Consider the following 20,764-nt stretch of genomic DNA (forward strand, 5'->3'; position numbering starts at 1 on the left):
AAATTTCCCCCACTATCGTGAGACTACTAGCAGGGCGGCTGCCCAGACAAGCAGTATCGCACCGGCCAGCCGGGTTGGAACCCTGCTGGCTGTTTGTTTTTCGATCAGGGTGAACAACCCGATCAAGGCCATCCAGAAGACGTTCATCACGCCGACGGCGAACATCACCAGCATCAGCGCCCAGCAGCAGCCGAGGCACCATATTCCTTGCGCGAGGCCAAGCCGGAAGACGCGGGCGGGCCTCGCGCTCCAGTTCGAAAACAGGATCGAGAACGGGTTTCGGCATTTCTTCAGGCAGGCTGCCTTCAGGCCACTGAACTGGTAGAGGCCGGCAATCAGCAGGGCGAGCGCGCCGGCAATCCCGATAGCCGGGTCAAGCAGCCCATCGGAAGAGGCGAATGCGTGGCCGGCAAAGGTCAGCGCCGCGAACATTGCCGAGGCGGCGAGCCAGACGCTGAGGTAACCGGCGACCAGCACCAGCGGATGGACAACCGGTTCGCCCTTTATTCGTGCCGTATCGGCGATCTCGCAATAGGTGCGGATCATCGGTGCGGCGGACGGCAGCATCGTCGCGACCGCCATCAGGAACCACATCGCAACGAGCGCGCCGGCCTGCAGGCCGACACTTTCGTTCAGCGGCGCCGGCGAGAGGCAAAGTGCGAAGAACCGTTCCAGGAAACCCGGCAGTGGCAGTCGCGGCAGGTTTTGCAGGATCGTGTCGCCAGGAGCGCCGCCGCCTGCAGCCCGACCTTCAGCGCCACGGATTGCCGTCGCGGCAAGGGACAGCCAGGCAAGCAGAATACCGACGCCAATAACCACATTTACCGTGAAACGCGGGCTGCGCGCAATGCTCGCCATGGCGCGGCCCGCGCGGTCGAGATGGCTGAAGTCGTCTTGCTGGCCGGTCATGTCATTCGAATGAGCCGAATCGCCGCGTTGATCAAGCGGCATGATCTGACCTATATGCTCATTGACTGGCAGGTCGGGTGGACCGCCTCGCATTGCAAGCCGGAAGCCGATCTTGGAGCATCAGGGAACTGCGCGGATACTGGTTGCTGGCACGGGGCCGGCAGGACTGATCGCGGCGCTCGGTTTCGCTGATGCCGGTTTCCCGGTGACGCTCGTCGGGCCCGAGGCTTCTGCTCCCGATAGCCGCACGACGGCCCTGATGAATCCTGCCTTGAAAGTGCTCGAGCGGCTGGGCGTCCTCGAAGACATCAAGCCCAAGGCTGCGCCCTTGAAAGTGATGCGCATCATCGACGCGACCAGCCGGCTGATCCGCAGTCCGGTCGTCACCTTCCGCGCCAGCGAGATCGACGAGGAACAGTTCGGGTTGAACCTGCCCAACAGCGCCCTCAATCCGACGCTGGCCGGCGCGGCAGCCGCGCATGCCGGCATCGAGTGGCGAAGGTCGATGGTGGCGAGATGGCATCTCGATGCCGAGCACGCCGGTGCCATTCTGAGCGACGGCAGCACGGTGGACGCATCGCTGGCGGTCGCCGCCGACGGACGGCTGTCGCCGGCTCGCCAGGCGGCTGGCATCACGACCTCGGCTCGCTCCTACCCACAGGCAGCGCTTGTCCTCAATTTCCATCACACTGGCGACCATGCCTATACCTCGACCGAATTCCACACCGAGACCGGGCCGTTTACACAGGTTCCCCTGCCCGGCAATCGCTCGAGCCTCGTCTGGGTGGTGAAACCGGAGACCGCGACAGAACTTGCCGCTTTGGACGATGCAACGCTTTCGCTGCGGATCGAACAACAGATGCAGTCGATGCTGGGACGGGTGACGGTCGAGCCGGGCCGCCAGATCTATCCGCTTTCGGCAGTGACCCCGCTGCGTTTCGCGCGAGACCGGATAGCGCTTGTCGGCGAAGCCGCCCACGTGTTTCCACCTATTGGCGCACAGGGCCTCAATCTCGGCATCAGGGATATCGAAGATCTTATTGGGATTGCTTGTGAAAATCGTCGCGACCCAGGTTCTCCAACGGCGCTCGCGGCTTACGATTTCAAGCGCCGCCCCGATATTCTGGCACGCAGCAGCGCGGTCAACCTGCTCAACATGTCGCTCCTCTCCGATATGCTGCCGGCCCAGATTGCCCGCGTTGCCGGGCTCGGCGTGCTCGGCGGCTTCGCACCGCTTCGCGCCTTCTTCATGCGCGAGGGACTTCGTCCCGGCAGCGGCTTCGCGGCGCTCGCGGACGGCCTGCGAAGGCCGGTGCGCCGGTAACGACCTTCCGGAGATTCCTGCTAATTTGCGTCATCGACGATCGTCGATATCGCCCGCATACCGCGGACCTGTACCCCCGCCCTGCGGCGCTTGACGGCGCGTCAAACACCGCAGGATTGAATTGACACGCGGTCCGCGCCAAATAAAGCTAAGGAATTCAGTGGTGAGTACGATGAAAACAGCCAAATTCGCAATCGGGCAAGTGGTTCGCCACCGGCTGTTTCCGTTCAGGGGCATCATTTTCGACGTTGATCCGCAGTTCGCCAACACCGACGAATGGTACGAAGCCATCCCCGCCGATGTGCGGCCGCGCAAGGATCAACCTTTCTACCACCTGCTCGCCGAAAATTCGGAAACCGAATACATCGCCTATGTGTCCGAGCAGAATCTGCTCGAGGATCAGTCGGGTGAACCGGTCAGGCATCCGCAGATCAAGGAGATGTTCGACAAGAGGCCCGACGGTCGCTACGAGCCCAAACGGCAGTCCAAGCACTGATTACCCGGGATTGCCGGTGTGGTCAGGAACGAAAAAAGCGGGGCATGACCCCGCTTTTTCCTTGGCTTGAGAATGACCCAATGACAGGTGATCAGTTGGCGGTCTTCGCCTTGTCCTGCTCTTCCTTGAGCTTCTTGGCGAAGTCCTGATTGTTCTTGGCGACGAAGTCCTGCAGCTTCTTCTGCCGGTCCTCGATGTCCGATTGCTGCAGCGGCGGGCCGTCATAGGCGCCGCTGAAGCCCTGCAGGGCGATCTTGATCGGATTGGGCTGGTTCTGGAAATTGACCGACGTCAGCGTGATCGCCTGGCCCTTCTTGAACGAGGCGACGAGCTGGTCGGTCAACGGCACTTCCGCCACGCAACGATCCGGGAAGCAGATCACATAGTCGAGCTTCTGCGCCTTGCCGGTATCGATCTGCAAGCCGATGCCGGGAGGCACCAGACGACCGGTCGGCACCGTCACCTGGAACACCTTGCGGTTCACCTTGCCCTTCAGTTCGATCAGGCTGACGCCGGTGATCAATTGGCCGTTGCCGGCGGTGGTGATGTTCTGGACGTTGCAGATGTCGACATCTTCCTGCTTGGTGCAAGCCTTGAACCAGCCTTGTGGAATCTGCTGCTGCTGCTGTGCGGAAGCAGCGGGAAGCCCTGCGCCTAGAAAGCCGATCACGCCAGCGGCCATGACCGACAGGCGGTACGCGTTGCTGTTCAGGCTCGTCATGTCGTGCACTTCCTCTCAAATGATCCCGGGACCGGCTTCTTCGCGCCGTGTGGTCCAGCTACCTGTTGCCGAAATGAGGCAACAGAATGACTTCGGACGGCGTGTTACACTGCAAGTGATGCCGAATCCAGCCCGCCACTTGTAATTCTTGACCACGCCATTGGCAGTCGCGCGGTTGGCCTCATGCTAGGGTGAGCACCGAATCATCAAGCCGACCCAGTAAGGAGACGGTCATGGGCCGCGTTCTTGTTTGGCTGATCACCGCGATATCGTTTCTCGCCCTTTCGCATCAGCCGGCGGCGTCGGAGCCGAAGCACGCGATCGCCATGCAGGGCGAACCGGCGCTGCCGCCCGACTACACGCATTTCGACTACGTCAATCCCGACGCGCCGAAGGGCGGCAGCATAACCTATTGCGTCGTCGGCAGCTTCGACAACCTCAACCCCTTCATCCTCAAGAGCCTGCGCACAACGGCGCGCGGTATGATGGACACGATCTTCGGCAATCTGGTCTTCGAGCCATTGATGCAGCGTAGTGCCGACGAGGCTTTTACCCTCTACGGGCTGCTGGCAGACACCGCCGACATGGACCCTGAGCGCAAGAGCATCGAATTCCATCTCAACCCGAATGCCAAATGGTCGGATGGTGAGCCGGTGACGCCCGAGGATGTGCTGTTTACGTACGATGTCTATACGGACAAGGGCCGCCCGCCTTATAGCGACCGCATGGCCAGGATCGCCAAGCTCGAAAAGACCGGCGACCACAGCGTGCGTTTCACCTTCAATGACAAGGCCGATCGCGAATTTCCGCTGATCGTCGCGCTGACGCCGATCATCCCCAAGCATGCTTTCGACAAGGAAACCTTCGACAAGACCACGCTGAAGCCGCTGATCGGCAGTGGCCCCTATACGATAGCCCAGGTACAGCCCGGCCAACGCATCGTCTTCAAGCGCAATCCGGATTACTGGGGCAAGGACGTTCCGGCCAAGCGCGGTTTCGACAATTACGACCAGATCACCATCGAGTACTTCCTCAACGCCAATGCCAAGCTGGAAGCGTTCAAGAAAGGCCTTTGCGCCATCGACGACGACAGCGACCCGGTGAAGCGCGAGCGCGATCTGGATTTCCCGGCCTTCCACAAGGGCGAAGTGATTGCCGAGACCTTCAACACCGGCATTCCGCCTGTGGTGACCGGCTTCCTGTTCAACACCCGGCTGCAGAAATTCTCCAACCCCGTCGTGCGCCGCGCACTCGGCATGCTCTACGATTTCGAATGGGCCAACAAGAACCTGTTCGGCGGCAAATACACACGCACGATGAGCTATTGGCAGAATTCAGAGCTTTCCGCGCTCGGCCATCCGGCCGACGACAGGGAGAAAGCACTTCTGGCGCCCTACCCCGGTCGCGTGCCGGCCGATGTCATGGACGGCACCTACCGGCCGCCGGTCACTGACGGTTCAGGCCAGGATCGAAAGGTGCTGAAGGCCGCCTTCGACCTGCTCAAAAGCGTCGGTTACCGCGTGCAGGATGGGACAATGCTCGATCCCGAGGGCAAACCCTTCGGCTTCGAGATCCTGACTGCCTCGCAGGACGAGGAGCGTCTTGCCGGAATCTACCAGCGCGCGCTGGAGAAGATCGGCATCAATGTCAGCATTCGCAGCCTCGATGGCGATCAGATCCAGTCGCGCAAGCAGCGCTTCGATTTCGAGGTGCTGGTCGGCTCGAGCGGCTTCAACAATTCGCTGTCGCCCGGCATCGAACAGACCGGCCGCTGGAGTTCGGCCGCGGCCAGGGCGGAGGGCTCGTTCAATCTCGCCGGGGTTGCCGATCCGGCGGTGGACGCGGCGATCGAGGCGATGCTGCACGCCCGCTCGAAGGAAGACTATGTCGCCGCCGTTCGCGTTCTCGACCGGCTGCTGATCTCCGGCAACTACATGGTGCCGATGCAGCACAACACGCAGCAATGGATCGCCTATTGGAGCTACTTGGAACATCCGCAGAAGACGCCCATATTCGGCTATCAACTGCCAACCTGGTGGCGCAAGGCGAACTGAAGATCAGGAGATCGAGATGAGCGTACTCAACGCCATCACCGTCGATGTGGTGTCCGATGTCGTTTGCCCCTGGTGCTTCATCGGTCAGAAGCGGCTCGACAAGGCGATCGCCGCTGTCGGCGGTGAAGTGCATGTTCGATGGCGGCCGTTCCAGCTCGATCCTACCATTCCGTCGCAAGGCAAGGATCGTCGCGAGTATATGCTGGCCAAGTTCGGTAGCGACGAGCGCATCCGCGAGATCCATGCCCGCATCGAGCCGCTGGGCGAAGCCGAAGGCATTTCCTTCGCCTTCGGGGCCATCAAGGTGGCGGCGAACACGCTGGATGCGCACCGGCTGATCCGCTGGGCCGGAGCTGTGGGCGAGGATGTCCAGAACCGGCTGGTGCGCCGCCTGTTCCAGCTGAATTTCGAGGAAGGCGCCAACATCGGCGACCATACGGTGCTGGTCGAAGCCGCGCGCGAGGCTGGCATGGACGCCTCCGTGGTCGCCGCACTCTTGCCTACCGACGCCGATGTCGAGGCGGTTCGCACCGAGATCGCCACCGCGTCGCGCATGGGGATATCAGGCGTGCCGTGCTTCCTGCTCGAAGGCAAATACGCGGTCATGGGTGCGCAGGATGTCGACACGCTGGCCGACGCCATTCGCCAGGTTGCGGCGGCGAAGGCGCGCGGCGAATTGGAAAGAGCCGGCTGAGGCACGATCTCTGCTGCACCTGGCGACGCTGGCTATTGCACCATCACCTCTGCCTTGCCGACGAAGAAGCCGTGACCCGTTGCTGCCGGTGCGACTCAGCCCCTTGGTCGACGGCTGGCGAGTGAATGTTGCGCTAGTCGAGCTTGTCGACGTCGCAGCAGGCTTGCTCGCCCGGGCTCTTGATCGGCATGGCCCGCCCTTTCGGGCCAAGAATTGCGCTTATGTAGCTCGGTTCCACCCGCGAATTTGAGGCGTTGTTCTTGGCAAGTACGACTTGCCGCAGGGCCGTTGCCGGGCATTTTTGCGGCTCCGCCAAGAACGAAGAAAGCGAGTCTGTCGGAATCACGAACGGTATTTTGGGGCGTTCAGGTCAGTCCGCGGTAAGAAAATCGATCTCATCGCACGATTTCCAGTTCACAAAACCGTGTGAAAAGCTTCCCCAAGGGAAGCTTCGGCGAAGGCGTGCCTGCGTCGATCAAGAGTTTGAAATCAATGGTGATATCCCGATTTTGCCGGTGAGATCTGTGGCATTCCGGCCATGCGATCTGTTGCTTCATGGCAACGGCCGCTGGGAGTAATCCGATCGGCCAACTTCAAAAATTAATGGAAAATGATCAATTGGTGTTACCATCCGTAACAAAACAAAAAAGGTTTGGGCGGGATCGTGATTCGGATCGGCAAACGATCGCAAGAGTCAGCACCGGATGAACTACACCGCGATGCCGCGAGGCGGTCGCTTCTGACGCCGGTGTCCTCGATGCGCAGCTTCTGGGGCCTGATGCGGGCCTACTGGGTCTCGGATCGCTGGAAAGAAGCCTGGATGCTAACGTTGGTCATCGCGCTGCTCACGGCGCTGTCCAGCAAGGCCGGTGTCTGGTTCGCCGAAGCGTCCGGGGAACTCGTAAACTCGATCGCCTTCTTCCATGACGCCGCCAACACCACGCCGCTTCGCACGTTGCTGGTCAACGCCGGCATCCTCGTTCTCCTGGTCGTGCTCAAGGACGCCGGCTTTACCGGCATCCGAAATCTTGTCTCGGCGACGTTGCACCGCAAATGGCGAGGCTGGCTGGACAGCCGCTTCAACGAAGCGCTGCTGGACACCAATCATACGCATTTCCACGCCCAGCACGCCTCGACCGGCACAGGCGCACCCGCTCCCGACAACATCGACCAGCGCGTCCAGGAATCCATCAAGGACATGACCGGCGGTGCCATCGGCCTCGCCATGGGCGTTCTGGGGGTTGCCACCTCGCTCTATTTCGTCGGCCAGAAGCTGCTCGAGACCTCTGTCGAGGTGAAGGGGCTGGAGTTCCTCGGCAGCTATGGCAGTGCCGTCCTGGCCTTCCTGGCGGTCGCCACCTATGTGCCGCTGAACACCTGGATAGCGGTCAAGCTCGGCGGCCTGCTCGAGCGTCTCAACATCAGGATGCAGCAGGCTGAAGGCAGCTATCGCGGTGAGCTGACGACGTTCCTGCGCCGCAGTTTCCATGTCGCCGCCTCTCAGGGCGAAGGCGTGCAGAAGACCATGCACGGCCGGCTCTATGTCGATATCGACGGCACGTGGACGCGGCTGAACATCGTCAACACCGTCTACATGTCGTTCGAGCTGATCTACAATTTTGTCGGCGCCCGCATTGTCGCCTATGGGCCTGGCCTCGTGCCGTTCATCCACAACGGTCTCGACCTCAAGGGCTACATTACCGGCTCCGAACTGGTCAATGCGCTGATCGGCCAATGTTCGTGGTTCATCCATGTCATGCCCGCCATTGCCACGCTGCGGGCCAACAGCCAGCGCGTGACCGAACTGGCGGTGGCGATCGAGAATGTCCAGCATCCACAGGAGTTCTACAGCCAGACCGGTCGCTCCGAATTCCGCTACGCCAGCCAGAACCCGGTTTTCGGTTTGACCATCCAGAAGCTCGAACTGGCGCATCAGGGTGAAGACGCCACGCCGTTCCTCAGTGCCGCCAATCTGCGCTTCCGGCGCGGCGAATGGACATTCCTGAAAGGCGAATCCGGTTGCGGCAAGACTTCACTGATCAAGGCGATCAATGGACTATGGCCCTACGGCCATGGCACCATCGTTTTCCCCGAGGGAGTGAGGAGTTTCTATGCCGCCCAGGAGGTCAAGCTGCAGCAAGTGTCGCTGAAGCAGCTGGTCTGCCTGCCGGGTTCCGAACACGACCATGGCGACGCGCAGGTCGCCTCGGCTTTGCACAAGGCCGGTCTCGGCGACTTCATCGAGCATATGGCCGACAACAGCCGTGAAGGCAAAAGCTGGGATCAGGTTCTGTCGGGTGGCCAGAAACAGAAGCTGGTGGTGGCTCGCATCGTACTGCAGCAGCCAGGACTGCTGTTCCTGGATGAGGCCACCGGCGCGCTCGACCCGCACGGCAAGATTGCCTTCCACCAGGCGATCAAGGACAACTGTCCCGATGTCACGGTGATCAGCGTCATGCACGAGGCGGTGGCGCCGCGATCGATGACCGGCAGCGAATTCTATCACAGCATCGTCGCGATCGCCGACGGCGTCGCCACCAAGAAGCCTTTGGTTCCGACCCTGCCTGTCGAACTCACCACCATTCTCGCGCAGCCGAGGCCGGTCGAGGACAAATGGCTGCGTTTCTCGCGCCGGCTGAAGCAGAAATAACGAGGCTGTGAGACGCGCCACCGCGTCATGCGGCGGCCGGTGATCACAGTCTCGCGAGACTGCCCGCTCGCCGGCATTTTCCCTTCTCACCACGATTGACTCGGCAAGGCGCGCCCCTATGTTGCGCCGGCTTGCAGACATTCAAACGCGAACCCGCAAGCAGAAAGGTCACCGCGCCATGCCTGGCGACAGTCACAGTCGAACGCAACCGCCGTCCGCCTAGACGTGACCTTGAATGGTTCATGTCCTGCCGGACGGCAAGGAGTGAACCATGAACGAATTTACCCCGATAGCGGGCGACGATGCCGTCGCAATCGCTCGTATCCTGGCCAATGATCACGTCGCCGACATTGTCGAGGCGCTGAACAGGGAGCCGCGAGAAACCGCGACGGAGCTGCTCTGTGAAGTGCAGTTTGAGCGTCTGGTCGAGATTTTCGACCAGCCGGAACTTGATGGCGCGTCCGAACTCATGGATACGCTCCCGCGTGCCAGGGCAGGCAAGCTGCTCACCGCCATGTCGGTCGACCGCGCCGCCGACATCCTGCGCGATCTCGACGAGCCGGCCCGCTCCGAACTGCTCGGAGCCCTGGCGCCGCCGCTGCGCGCGACACTACTTTCCATTCTGGGTTATCCCGAAGGCAGCGCCGCATCGATCATGACGACGGAGTTTGTCAGCGTTCCCTCGGACTGGACCATTGGCCGCACACTCGACCATATCCGCAAGGTCGAGCGGACACGCGAAACCGTCTACGCGATCTATATCGTTGACCCACAGACGCATCTCCTGGTGCGCTCGACCGGCCTGCGTCGCCTCATCACCGGTGAGCCGGACGATCTGATCATGACGGTGGCGCCGGACCGCGTGCCGGTGACGGTTTCACCGCTGACCGACAGCGAGAAAGTCGCTCAACTCATTTCCAAATACGATTTGCTCGCCGTCCCGGTCGTCGACCATGGCAAGATCCTGGGCATCGTCACCATCGACGACATCATCGACACGATGATCGAGGAGACGACGGAAGACGTGCACCGCTTCGGCGGCATGGAGGCTCTCGACGAGCCGTATATGAAGATGAGTTTTCTCGCCATGATCAGGAAGCGGGGCGGCTGGCTGTGTGCGCTCTTCATCAGCGAGATGCTGACGGCCAACGCCATGCAGACCTATGAGGGCGAGCTGGAAAAGGCAATCGTGCTGACGCTGTTCATCCCGCTGATCATGAGCTCCGGCGGCAACTCCGGCTCACAGGCGACATCGCTTGTCATCCGGGCGCTGGCCCTGCGCGAGATCGGGCTTGGCGACTGGTGGCGGGTGGCGCTGCGCGAGTTGCCCACCGGCCTCGTGCTGGGCGCCATGCTGGGCGTGGTCGGCATCTGCCGCATCGCGCTTTGGCAATACATGGGCTTCTACGACTATGGGCCGCACTGGCTGCTGATCGCCACGACAGTGGGCGCGGCACTGGTAGGCATCGTGACCTTCGGCTCGCTGTCGGGGTCGATGCTGCCCTTTGCCTTGAAACGCATCGGCTTCGATCCGGCCAGCGCATCGGCCCCGTTCGTCGCCACATTGGTCGATGTCACCGGGCTGGTGATCTATTTCTCGGTGGCGCTGGTGATCCTGCGCGGCACGCTGCTCTAATAAGCTGCGTCAATTGTCTCCGCCGCCGGCAAATGGCCGGCGGTGGGTTCCGCCCTTCCCGTCCTAGGCTTGCCTGCCATAGACCGCGTCGCGGAGTGCATCGGGGAAGGAGCCCACCATGCCGGCGATCGCCGTGTTTGTCAGGTCCAATCTCGGATCCACGAACCAGGAATGCCCTTCCGTCGGGCGACAAGGATCATGGCGCCGACAATGCGCTCCTCCTCGATGGCCCTGTCGACAACTTGATCGACGCGTCCGCCAAAGTCATGGAGCGGCGTGGAACCGATGGTCGCGGTCATTGATTGCCCCTTCACGACGAGCGAACTGGCGAAAGGTCAGACGCGCTGCCCATCCTTCACGCGGTAGGTCGGTTTGTACATGGTGACGAGTTCTTCCGCCGCCGTCGGATGCACCGCCATTGTGCGGTCGAAATCATCCTTGGTCAGGCCGGCTTTCAGCGGAATGCCGAGAAGCTGCGCCATCTCGCCGGCATCTGGCCCCAGGATGTGGGCGCCGAGCACCTTCTTCGACGCGCCATCGACAACCAGCTTCATCAGCATTTTCTCGTCGCGGCCGGACAGCGTGTTTCGCATCGGCCGGAATGTGGCGCGGTAGATTTCGATGTCGGGGAACCTCTTGACGGCATCATCCTCCGACAGACCGACCGTGCCGATCTCGGGTTGCGAAAAGACGGCGGTCGCGATCGTCTCATGGTCGGGCGCGGTCGGATTTCCCTTGAAGGCGGTTTCGATGAAACACATCGCCTCGTGGATCGCCACCGGCGTCAACTGAACGCGATTGGTGACGTCGCCGATCGCCCAGATGTTGTCGATGTTGGTGCGGGAGTATTTGTCGACGGCGATCGCACCGGTCTTGGTCATCTCCAGCCCGATACCTTCAAGGCCCATGTTCTCGGTGTTGGGAATGCGGCCGATGGCGAGCATGACCTGGTCGACCGTCAGCACCTTGCCGCCCGTGACCACTGCGTCGAGCCGGCCGTCAGGACGCTTGCGGACCCATTCGGACACGGAATGACAGAGGATCTTTATCCCCTTCTTTTCCATCGTCTCATGCAGCATGCGCCGCAGATCCATGTCGAAGCGGCTGAGGATCTCCTTGCCCCGGTAGACCAGCGTGGTGTCGACGCCGAGGCCATGGAAGATGTTGGCGAACTCGACGGCGATATAGCCGCCACCTTCGATCATGATCGCTCTTGGCAGTTGCTTGAGGTCGAACGCTTCGTTGGAAAAGATGCAAAGTTCATGGCCGGGCAACGCCGGATGCGCGGCCGGGCGGCCGCCGGTGGCGATCAGGATCTGGTCGGCGGTGACGGTGCGGTCATCGCCCAGAAGATGCACGACATGCGGATCGACGATCATGGCGCGCGAATGAAACGTCTCGCCGCCGGCGCCTTGTACATTCTTCTCGTAGATCGCCTCGAGTCGGCTGATCTCGCGATCCTTGTTGGCGACCAGTGTCTGCCAGTCGAAATTGGCTTCCGGCACCGTCCAGCCATAGCCCGCGGCATCGGCGAAATGCTCGGGAAATTGCGATGCATAGACATAGAGTTTTTTCGGCACGCAGCCGCGAATGACGCAGGTGCCGCCATAGCGGAATTCTTCGGCAATGCCGACGCGCTTGCCGAGCGCGGCGGCGACGCGCGCCGCCCTCACCCCACCCGAACCGCCGCCGATGACGAAAAGATCGTAGTCGTAACCGGCCATGACGCGGCTCCTCGAGCTTTGGAAAATCCAGAGACAGGTAGGCTGCAAACCATCAAAAGAAAAGCCCGGACAAGCCGGGCTTCACAGATGGCCGCAAGGCCGGTTGGAAAAGTAGGATCAGTTCTGCGTGTTGTCCGCGGGAGCCGAACCATCGGCGGGCGCTGCGCCATCCGCCGGAGCCGCTCCATCCGCCGGAGCGGTGGCATCGGCCGGCGCCGCTGGCGCCTTTGCCTTGGCGGCTGCGGCCAGTGTCTCGCCGACCTGCTGGGCGAGATCCCGGGCGAGGCCGTTCTGCCAGATGTCGGCTGCCTTGACCAGTTCACGCGTCACGGTCGGGCCGCTGTCGAGCAGCTTCTTGCCAGAGTCCGAGCTGTAGAAAGCCGCGATATCGGTCAGTTCCTTCTCGGAAAACACTTTCGCATAGGCGAGCGCCGCTTCCTTTTCCAGGTCGGCGCGGCGCGAGGCCAGCGCCAATGCCTTCTCGTTGATCGTCTTGCCGATCAGCTCCTGCATGTCCGGGTTCTTCTGGATGAGCTGCGACTCGAGCGCGGCTGCCGCCTGCGGCAGGATGTTGTCGAACGGGTCGGTCGCGTGGATCGCCGCGACCGCCGCCCGGGCGGCCTTCAGGTGCGATTCCGTGACATCCTGCGAAAACGCCGGCGAAGAGAACGCGAAAATGGCCGAAGCCGCCAGAACGGCGCAAAGGCTGCGGACCCGGTTATGCAACATCATGATCGGTAGAACTCCCTGGTTTTCGGGCGGCATGGACGGTTTGGATGCCGTCGCCACCGGCGATGATGGCCGCTGACGCCAGCCCGATGAAAAGACCATGCTCGACCACGCCCGGAATGGCGTGGAGAGCATTCGAAAGCGCTCTTGTATCCGGAATGCGGCCAAAAGATGCATCGAGGATAAAATGGCCGCCGTCTGTAACAAAAGCCTGGCTCCCCGTCATCCTCAATGTAGTCGGACCGGAAAGGCCGAGATCTTGTGCCGCGGCGGCAATCGCGATTTCGGTTGCGCGCAGGCCGAACCGATTGACTTCGATCGGCAGCGGAAAACGGCCAAGCGTCTCGACCATCTTCGAGCGGTCGGCAATCACGATCATGCGCTGGGAAGCAGCGGCGACGATCTTCTCGCGCAGCAGCGCCCCGCCACCGCCCTTGATCAAGGTCAGCTCCGGGTCGACTTCATCGGCGCCATCGACGGTGAGGTCGAGCTCGGGCGTTTCCTCCAATGTCGACAACGGCACGCCAAGCTCGCGGCACAGCAACGCGGTGCGCTCCGAAGTTGGTACGCCGATGACGGTCATGCCGGTGGCAACCTTGTCGGCAAGCAGCCGCACGAACTCTTCGGCGGTGGTGCCGGTGCCGATGCCGAGTCGCATGCCGTCCGTAACATGGGCAAGGGCCGCCCGCGCGGCCTCGACCTTCAATTGTCTTGCATCCATGCCGCTTGCTGCCCCGGAACCTGCTGGTTGGGCTCCTAGCATTTTTGACGGTCTGGTCAAAGCCCTTGGCCGCCATCCCCCCGGCCTGCTTGCCCTGACGCGCTTGCCTTGGCGCGCCGCAGCCGCTATCGCCTGCCAGTTGCATGAACCTGCGCAGGACAGACCATGACCCGCCCGATCATTGTGTTCGACCTCGACGGTACGCTGGTCGATACAGCGCCGGACCTGCTCGACAGCCTGAATCACAGCCTGGCCGCCAGCGCGCTCGCGGCCGTCGATGAAGCAGGCTTCAAGCGCTTCGTCGGCCATGGCGGCCGCGTGATGATCGAACGAGCGCATGCTGCCCAGCAGCGATCACTTGACGTCGCCGAGCATGACCGGCTGCTGAAACTGTTCCTCGATCACTACACCGATAACATCCCCGGCAAATCGCGCCCCTACCCCGGCGTCGTCGAGGCGATCGCGCGCTTCGAAAATGCAGGCTATCTGCTGGCCATCTGCACCAACAAGTACGAAGCCAATTCGCTGGCGCTGATCGATGCGCTCGGCCTGACCAGACATTTCGCCGCAATTGCCGGACAGGACACGTTCGCGTTCCGCAAACCCGACCCACGCCACCTGACCGAGACCATCGCGCGGGCCGGCGGCGACCCGCACCGCGCCCTGATGGTGGGCGATTCGCAAACCGACATCGACACCGCGAAGGCCGCCGGCATTCCGGTGGTGGCGGTCGATTTCGGCTATACCGACCGTCATGTGCGCGAATTCGAGCCTTCGGCGGTGATTTCGCATTTCGACGCGCTGACCCTGGATCTGGCGCAAAGACTGATCGCCGCCGCTGCCGGACGTTGACCTGAAGGCACCGACTGCGCCGGATAGAGGCTCGAAAGGACAGCAATCCGATCCTTGTCAGAACGCCCGACACTGCCTTGACTTAACCGGCCGGCCTCCCTTATATCGCGGCTCGCTTGGCCTTCGGGCAACGAGCGGGCGATTAGCTCAGCGGGAGAGCACACCCTTCACACGGGTGGGGTCGCAGGTTCAATCCCTGCATCGCCCACCATTTTCCCCAAAGTTTTTCGGCTTCACCTCCAGCTTGCCGTCCTGTTGGCGACGGCCCTGCGAATCGCAGCTTGTGCAAGCCGGGTCGGGCACGTGTTGCGGCACGGCGGAACAAATCAGCCGGCCAGCGAGTTTCTGTCCGGCGAAACTTGAGGGAAAACCATGTCCAGATTTCTGCTGGCGACCAGCGTCGCCGTTCTTCTTGCCACCGGGCCGGCCTTGGCCGCGGACGAGAAGCCGCTGCCGCCGCCCAATGCCAAGAAACTGTCGGAGATCATCGCCAAGGTCGAGCAGCGCGACGGTTTCCGCTATATCAAGGAGATCGACTGGGACAGCGGCGCCTACACCGTCACCTACTACACGTCGGACAAGGCCAAGGTCGAAATCACGTACGATCCCGTGACGGCCGAGCCGAAATAGGGTTCTTCCGGAGACATCCGCAGTTCGAAGAGGCGCCCCGTTTCTCGGGGCGTTCTCAATGACCAACCGTCTCGCCCAAAATGTCCAACCTGGGATATGATATGTGTGCAATCCTGTCGGCTTGGGGGCACGCATGCGATCTTCCGTTCGAACCGATGTCTTGCTCGTGCTCGCCATCATCCTGGCCGGCGGCGTGCTTGGGGCCGCTCCGGCGCGGGCCGACGGGCCGTCCTTCGACTGCGCCAAGGCAAGTCTGCCGGCGGAAAAAGCGATCTGCGCCGATCCGCAGCTATCGGCCATCGATCTGCTGGTCTCCAAGGCGTTCAAGGGTTTCGAGCCGGCGTTCGGCGGCGACAAGCGCAAGATCGCCCGCGGGCTGATCACCGACCGCAATGCCTGCAAGAGCGACACCGCCTGCATCGTAAGCGCGCTGAACAACGCACTACAAACCTATGGCAATGCCCCGTCATGGGTGCAGGATTACAACATCGCGCTGATCGGCAAAAAGGCGCTGGAAGCCGCCTCGCGGAACCCTCAAGGCACGGATCAGCCCCTGCCCTCGGCAATCGGACAATGCGCGTCCACGCATATCAAGACGCTTACCGCGCGGCTTGGCGACGATCCGCTGGAAACCGCCAGCCCCGAGGCCGGCAGCGCCGCGACATTCACCAATGGCGGCACGGCCGTCTCCTATGATCGTGAGCCAGGCCTGGCCGCCTCGAAGGTCGGCGACGCGGCGATCATGTGCCTGATCTCAATTCCGCGAGATTGCCCTTCAGGCGACGATCGCGGCCGGTTCTACTATGGCATCGATCTCGCCATCAAAGGGTCATGGGCGCTACCCGATTCGCAGCATTTGTGCGGTGGCGCCTGAGCTGCCGCCACACCGAGGTTACCTCCCGCCGCTTGCATCAGCCTCGCTTTGATGGCTGACTGGAATGGGTTGACTGCGCCGCATGGGGGATGGGCATGGCGACAGCGAAGCACATATTGAAGCGTATCCTGATGGTGCTTGCCGGTTATCTCGTCGCCGTACTGGTCGGCCTGGTCGCCGTAGCGGCGATCTATGCCGCGCTCAGTTCCCTGCCCAATGCGCCGGCGTATTTCGATGTCATGGGCGTCACACCGATCGCGGCCCTGGTCGTGCCGCCGCTCGGCATGTTCATCTATTTCCTGACGATTGTCGTGACCGGACCGCAGACGCTTGTCTTCGCGCTGATCGCCGAGTTCTTCTCGTTGCGCAATGCCCTGTTGCACATGTTCTTCGCCGCCGCGGCCGCGGCGGGCGGCTTCTTCCTGATCTGGCCGAGTACGGCGGAGGACATGGATCCCGAGCGCTGGGCCGACATCGGCATCATTGCTGCTGCCGGCCTTGTCGCCGGACTGGTCTACTGGCTCATCGCCGGGCGGGACGCCAGCTTCCGGCGATCACTGTCACCAGATCAATAAAAGAGTTGAGGCGGCTAAACGTTCGAACGTTGCGCCGCCTCTGGAAGCCGGAACTGCTTTTGCTCAACTCGACGGTGAACGCACGGCCTCGGTCGCGTCCAATGCCTGCTTCAGCCGCGCGTCGCGATCGTAGACGTCGCCGAAATACTCGACTTTGCCGGACATGTCCGGCCATGCGGTGAAATAGGCGACATAGACCGGGATCTTGCGTGTTACGTTTTCTGTCGAATGCCCATGCTTCAGCTTTTCCGCGATATAGTCCACCGAGGTGCCGAGCACTGCTGCCGCCATGCCGCGCGGATCCTGCAGCCGCACGCAGCCGTGGCTGAGCGCGCGCATGTCCTGCTTGAAGAATGACTTCTGCGGCGTGTCGTGCATGTAGATCGCATGCTTGTTGGGGAACAGGATCTTCAGCTCGCCCAACGCATTGGCCTCGCTCGGCTGCTGGCGCACGCTGTAAGGAATGTTTGCGCCATAGGCGCCCCAGTCGACCGCGGACGACGGGATGCGGTTGCCGCGCGAGTCGGTCACTTCGTAGCCGGCCCGGTCGAGATAGCCGGGATCGCTGCGCAATCTGGGCAGCATTTCGTTGACGATGATCGACTGCGGCACCCCCCAATAGGGATGAAAGTCGACCTGCTTGATCTGGTCGTAGAAGAAAGCCGTCTGGTTGGTGGTTCGACCGACGACCACACGTGTCTTCAGCTTCTCCTCGCCATTGTCGATGTAGCTCGCGGTGAAGGCCGGCTGGTTGATGAACACGCGCGGGCTGCCGAGGTCGGAAGGCAGCCAGCGCAGTTCCTCCAGCGCCACTTCCACCTTTAGAAGCTTGTCGGCCTTGGATGTCCCGGCCAGTAACGCGACGGTGCGCGGCCCGATGACGCCGTCGCCCTTCATGCCTGCCTTCTGCTGCACGGCCTTTATGACCGGAACCAAATCCGGAACGTAGACCTCACTGGTGGCCAGCCTGGACAGGACCTCGCCATAGGCGCCGCCCATCTCGTCATCGAGATTGCGCGCGATCAGCGTCAGGAGCTTCGGCAGTTCGGGGCTGGTCTCGCCCGGCTTCAGCAACAGCTTGGGATCGACGACGATTTCGTTCTCGGCGCTTGCCTGCAAAGCTTCCAGTTCGACGCGCAGCGCCTGGTATTCCGGATTCTGCGGATGCCGCGATTCGAGATAGGTGCGCACTTCCTGGGTGTGAGCCAACGTTTTCAGCACGCCTTCCAAGTCGAGCGGCTTGGCCGGGAAATCATAGTAGCCGGTCATGCGGTTGGGCTCGACACGGCCATTCTGGGCATCATGGGCATAGCGCAGCACGCGCGCCGACAAGGTCATTTCGAAACGGACGAGGTCCTTCAGCCGCGCGGCGGCGTCGGCCGTGGATGAGTCGGCGGCGGGCACATCGACGGCATAGTCGGCGGGCGTAAGGCCATAGCTCGCGGCCTCGCCGAGCACCCGCACCGCATCCTGCGCGCGGCTGTTGAGGCTGGTTCCGCTTACCCAGATGAAATCCGGATTGGCCGAGTAATAGGCGATCAGCGCCTTGGCGATGTCGGGCTCGGCGTAGAGTTCGTAGTCGCTTAAGCTGGCAATCGCATCGCGAAAAGCAGCGCCGGTGGCTGATGGAACGAAAGCGGCGTCCTGCGGTGTCGCCGGCTGCGGCGCTGCCGTCAGCGCCGAGAAATCGATTCGGACCAGGCGATCGGCCTTGTAGGTGTAGTAGGACGGACCGCTGATTTTCACCCCGCCACCACCGGCAGGGACTTTCGGCTTGTGCTTCGGAGGAGGTGGTGGAAACTCGCCTTGTGGCGCATGTCTGATGCCGCCCCCGAAAAGCATCTCGAAAAGCCCTTGCGCTTCCGCCTGAGGCACGCCGAGAGCGAGCGTTGCCGTGATCGCCACCAGCGGCATCACCGCTGCTTTGTTTCCGAGGAATTTCATGGATCACCCGCTCCGGTCGCAACCGGTTCCCGTTCCGCACCGTTAGACGATCTCGCTCACCGCATGGCGGATGTAAGACGCGACTATACCGATTCATACTGATTTCGTTAAGCTTCCATAAATTTCGGGGCGCCTGTTGCAGAACGGTTTCACAACCTCGTGACGGCCGGAACGGATGCGGTTCCGCTCCGGCCGGGGAAACCATTGGCGATCAGCCGTTGGCGCCACCGTCGACGGTCCGCGCGGCGCCGGTGACGAAACGGCCTTCCGCGACCTTGGCCAGGGCGATTGCTGCCTGGCGGACGATGGCCGGCATCGACGCGGCGTGACAAACGCCGGCTGTTGTGCTCGAAATTCGACCTGCCAGCAAACCACCTGGCCCGGAGGGATGAGACGGTGAAAAAGGGTTATCGCGAACTGCTCGACGAGGCTAACGCCGAGATCGAAGTGGTGTCGCCCGAGGAAGCAGCGGGACTGCTCGAGGACGAAGGCACCATCTTCATTGATCTGCGCGATCCGCGCGAAGTGGACCGCGACGGCAGGATTCCAGGCGCCAGGCATGTCACCCGCGGCATGCTGGAGTTCTGGATCGATCCCGAAAGCCCCTATCACAAGCCGTTCTTCGCTTCGGGAAAGAGTTTCGTTTTCTTCTGCGCCGGCGGCTGGCGCTCGGCGCTGGCCACCAAGACGGCGCAGGACATGGGGCTTTCGCCGGTCAAGCACATCCTGGGCGGCTACACGGCCTGGAAGGCCGCCGGACTGCCGGTCGAGCCCGGCGAAAAGAAGAAATAATCTCGATTGCCGCTAGTGGAGCAGCGACGGCTCGCGGTGCGTGGCCACAAAGCCGACGGCGCGTTCGACCACGCCCCTGTCGGCGAGAATGCGGCGGTGCCCGAGTCCGTCGGCCCAGTAAAGCCGCACATGGCCGCCAGCGCCAGCATAGCGCTTGGCATGATCGGCCGAGACCTCGCGGTCGTCGGGCGCGTGGATGACCAGGGTCGGCACGGGTGCATGGGCGAGTTGGCGGTCGCCGGTGAATTCATGCAGTGGCCGGCCGGAAAGGTGTTCGACGCGGTCCGCCATGGCGGCCTGCGAACGCGGCCCGACATTGAGCATCCGGCTGAAGTCGGCGAAGATTGCCGGCAGGGAACTTGGCGCCGCGATCAGGACCAGCCGTCCGGCCGCCAGCGGCGGGATGTTCTTGACCGAACCAGCGATGGCGTTGGCGGCGACGGCGCCGCCGAAGGAATGGCCGACCGCCGCCGCGAACGGACCGAACCATTCGCCGGCAACGCGCACGGCATCCACGGCATTGACCATGTTCAACCGCCGCCCCCGCGACTGGCCATGGCCCGGCAGATCAAGCGAAGCAACCCTGTAGCCAGCGGCGCGATACCCTTCGATCAACGCGCGCATGTATTCGGTGCGCGAACGCCAGCCGTGGACGACAAGCACCGTGCCGACAACCGCCCTGCCCGGTTCCGGCCGGAACTCGTGCACCATGACGCAGCCGGTGGCAGTCTTCAGCCGATGATGCCGCGCCTCGGCCATGAACTCCGCGGCACGGTCGACAGCGCGGCGTTCGCCGTCGGTCAGCGCCTTGGCATTCGGCGTGCGGCAGAACAATTCGAAAGCCGCGCGACCGGTCAGGCGCGGCGCAATATGTTCGGCCGCACCAAACACCCCTCGGATGACCTTTAGCCCGATTGATGCCATAGTGAGAATCCATCCATACGTTCAAGCATGAACATAATAGTTCAAAGATGAACAATAAACAAGACCTACCCTGGGACAACCCACGTTTTCGCAACTGGGTCGCGGTGGCGCGCGCCTGCCATGTGCTGGAGCGCACGCTGGCGGTGAAGCTTGCCCCGCTCGACCTGAAGCCGGCACAGCTCGATGTGCTGATGAACCTCTATCGTCACCCCGGCATGTCGCAGCACGACCTTGCCCGCAAGCTGCTCGTCGGCCGCTCCAACATCACCATGCTGCTGCCGCAGTTGGAGACGCGCGGCCTGCTGCGGCGCGAAGGCGATGAGAAGGACAAGCGTATCCTGCGGCTCGCCCTGACGGAAGCCGGTGAGGCGCTGCTGATGCAGGCGCTGAAAGTGCATATGGCGCTGATCGAAAAGGCGATGAGCCAGTCGACACCGGAGCAATGCGACATGATCGGCGATCAGATGCGCAAGATCTATGAGGTGCTGAAGGAGGCGTGACCGCCGTCTCGCCCA

Annotated in this window: 20 protein-coding genes and 1 tRNA gene; 13 read left to right on the top strand and 8 right to left on the bottom strand. The window is 62.3% G+C overall.

Features of this window, described 5'->3' with window-relative positions; translation table 11 throughout:
- Positions 1-12 precede the first annotated feature (12 nt).
- Positions 13-951 carry a DUF2182 domain-containing protein gene (locus BLS48_RS30385; RefSeq protein ID WP_091585769.1) on the bottom strand — a complete coding sequence of 313 codons (939 nt, stop codon included), beginning with the start codon at positions 949-951 and terminating at the stop codon, positions 13-15.
- Between the two features lie 70 nt (positions 952-1,021).
- Here BLS48_RS30385 and BLS48_RS30390 point away from each other — a divergent pair, with 70 nt between their 5' ends.
- Positions 1,022-2,233: a UbiH/UbiF family hydroxylase gene (locus tag BLS48_RS30390; RefSeq protein ID WP_091585771.1), complete on the top strand. Its 1,212-nt coding sequence runs from the start codon at positions 1,022-1,024 to the stop codon at positions 2,231-2,233.
- A gap of 172 nt (positions 2,234-2,405) precedes the next feature.
- The gene (hspQ, locus tag BLS48_RS30395; protein ID WP_167365309.1) at positions 2,406-2,729 is read left to right on the top strand and encodes a heat shock protein HspQ; all 324 of its coding nucleotides are present in this window, start codon (positions 2,406-2,408) and stop codon (positions 2,727-2,729) included.
- A gap of 91 nt (positions 2,730-2,820) precedes the next feature.
- Here hspQ and BLS48_RS30400 read toward each other — a convergent pair whose 3' ends face one another.
- Positions 2,821-3,450, bottom strand: a complete 630-nt coding sequence (locus BLS48_RS30400; RefSeq protein ID WP_091585775.1) for an invasion associated locus B family protein — start codon at positions 3,448-3,450, stop codon at positions 2,821-2,823.
- A gap of 233 nt (positions 3,451-3,683) precedes the next feature.
- Here BLS48_RS30400 and BLS48_RS30405 point away from each other — a divergent pair, with 233 nt between their 5' ends.
- The 4 genes from BLS48_RS30405 to mgtE all read left to right on the top strand — a co-directional run bounded on the left by BLS48_RS30405 (position 3,684) and on the right by mgtE (position 10,484).
- Positions 3,684-5,504: an extracellular solute-binding protein gene (locus BLS48_RS30405; RefSeq protein ID WP_091585777.1), complete on the top strand. Its 1,821-nt coding sequence runs from the start codon at positions 3,684-3,686 to the stop codon at positions 5,502-5,504.
- A 16-nt stretch (positions 5,505-5,520) separates the two neighbouring features.
- The gene (locus tag BLS48_RS30410) at positions 5,521-6,198 is read left to right on the top strand and encodes a DsbA family oxidoreductase (RefSeq protein WP_091585779.1); all 678 of its coding nucleotides are present in this window, start codon (positions 5,521-5,523) and stop codon (positions 6,196-6,198) included.
- Between the two features lie 757 nt (positions 6,199-6,955).
- Positions 6,956-8,848, top strand: coding sequence for an ABC transporter ATP-binding protein/permease (locus BLS48_RS30420; RefSeq protein WP_167365310.1), 1,893 nt, complete (start codon positions 6,956-6,958; stop codon positions 8,846-8,848).
- A gap of 271 nt (positions 8,849-9,119) precedes the next feature.
- Positions 9,120-10,484, top strand: coding sequence for a magnesium transporter (mgtE, locus tag BLS48_RS30425; protein WP_091585782.1), 1,365 nt, complete (start codon positions 9,120-9,122; stop codon positions 10,482-10,484).
- A gap of 140 nt (positions 10,485-10,624) precedes the next feature.
- Here mgtE and BLS48_RS35845 read toward each other — a convergent pair whose 3' ends face one another.
- From BLS48_RS35845 to rpiA, 4 genes are all read right to left on the bottom strand, one after another.
- Positions 10,625-10,783 (bottom strand): hypothetical protein, encoded by a 159-nt coding sequence (locus BLS48_RS35845; protein ID WP_167365311.1) that lies wholly within the window; start codon positions 10,781-10,783, stop codon positions 10,625-10,627.
- Positions 10,784-10,819: 36 nt separating this feature from the next.
- Positions 10,820-12,208, bottom strand: a complete 1,389-nt coding sequence (gor, locus tag BLS48_RS30430) for a glutathione-disulfide reductase (protein WP_091585784.1) — start codon at positions 12,206-12,208, stop codon at positions 10,820-10,822.
- A gap of 117 nt (positions 12,209-12,325) precedes the next feature.
- Positions 12,326-12,940 (bottom strand): DUF2059 domain-containing protein, encoded by a 615-nt coding sequence (locus tag BLS48_RS30435; RefSeq protein WP_091585786.1) that lies wholly within the window; start codon positions 12,938-12,940, stop codon positions 12,326-12,328.
- Positions 12,927-13,658 carry a ribose-5-phosphate isomerase RpiA gene (gene rpiA / locus BLS48_RS30440; RefSeq protein WP_091585788.1) on the bottom strand — a complete coding sequence of 244 codons (732 nt, stop codon included), beginning with the start codon at positions 13,656-13,658 and terminating at the stop codon, positions 12,927-12,929. The genes BLS48_RS30435 and rpiA overlap by 14 nt, the downstream gene beginning before the upstream one ends.
- A gap of 165 nt (positions 13,659-13,823) precedes the next feature.
- On the opposite strand from rpiA, the gene BLS48_RS30445 reads away from it, so the two are divergent.
- From BLS48_RS30445 to BLS48_RS30465, 5 genes are all read left to right on the top strand, one after another.
- Positions 13,824-14,510: a phosphoglycolate phosphatase gene (locus tag BLS48_RS30445; RefSeq protein WP_091585790.1), complete on the top strand. Its 687-nt coding sequence runs from the start codon at positions 13,824-13,826 to the stop codon at positions 14,508-14,510.
- 136 nt (positions 14,511-14,646) lie between these two features.
- Positions 14,647-14,721 (top strand) — tRNA-Val (locus tag BLS48_RS30450).
- A 161-nt stretch (positions 14,722-14,882) separates the two neighbouring features.
- A complete protein-coding gene (locus BLS48_RS30455) occupies positions 14,883-15,140 on the top strand; it encodes a PepSY domain-containing protein (protein WP_091585792.1) in 258 nt (85 codons plus the stop codon).
- 133 nt (positions 15,141-15,273) lie between these two features.
- Positions 15,274-16,014: a lysozyme inhibitor LprI family protein gene (locus BLS48_RS30460; RefSeq protein ID WP_091585794.1), complete on the top strand. Its 741-nt coding sequence runs from the start codon at positions 15,274-15,276 to the stop codon at positions 16,012-16,014.
- Between the two features lie 89 nt (positions 16,015-16,103).
- Positions 16,104-16,589: a hypothetical protein gene (locus BLS48_RS30465; protein WP_167365312.1), complete on the top strand. Its 486-nt coding sequence runs from the start codon at positions 16,104-16,106 to the stop codon at positions 16,587-16,589.
- A gap of 63 nt (positions 16,590-16,652) precedes the next feature.
- Here the strand turns inward: BLS48_RS30465 and BLS48_RS30470 are convergent, their stop codons facing one another.
- Positions 16,653-18,533, bottom strand: a complete 1,881-nt coding sequence (locus tag BLS48_RS30470; RefSeq protein ID WP_091585796.1) for a L,D-transpeptidase family protein — start codon at positions 18,531-18,533, stop codon at positions 16,653-16,655.
- Between the two features lie 396 nt (positions 18,534-18,929).
- Between BLS48_RS30470 and BLS48_RS30475 the strand changes: the two genes are divergently transcribed.
- A complete protein-coding gene (locus BLS48_RS30475; protein WP_091585877.1) occupies positions 18,930-19,325 on the top strand; it encodes a rhodanese-like domain-containing protein in 396 nt (131 codons plus the stop codon).
- Between the two features lie 12 nt (positions 19,326-19,337).
- Here the strand turns inward: BLS48_RS30475 and BLS48_RS30480 are convergent, their stop codons facing one another.
- Entirely contained in the window at positions 19,338-20,249 is a 912-nt protein-coding gene (locus tag BLS48_RS30480; RefSeq protein WP_091585798.1) for an alpha/beta hydrolase, read from the bottom strand.
- A gap of 47 nt (positions 20,250-20,296) precedes the next feature.
- Here BLS48_RS30480 and BLS48_RS30485 point away from each other — a divergent pair, with 47 nt between their 5' ends.
- Positions 20,297-20,749: a MarR family winged helix-turn-helix transcriptional regulator gene (locus BLS48_RS30485; RefSeq protein WP_091585800.1), complete on the top strand. Its 453-nt coding sequence runs from the start codon at positions 20,297-20,299 to the stop codon at positions 20,747-20,749.
- Positions 20,750-20,764 lie beyond the last annotated feature (15 nt).

Source organism: Mesorhizobium qingshengii (genome assembly GCF_900103325.1).
Classification (GTDB): domain Bacteria; phylum Pseudomonadota; class Alphaproteobacteria; order Rhizobiales; family Rhizobiaceae; genus Mesorhizobium; species Mesorhizobium qingshengii.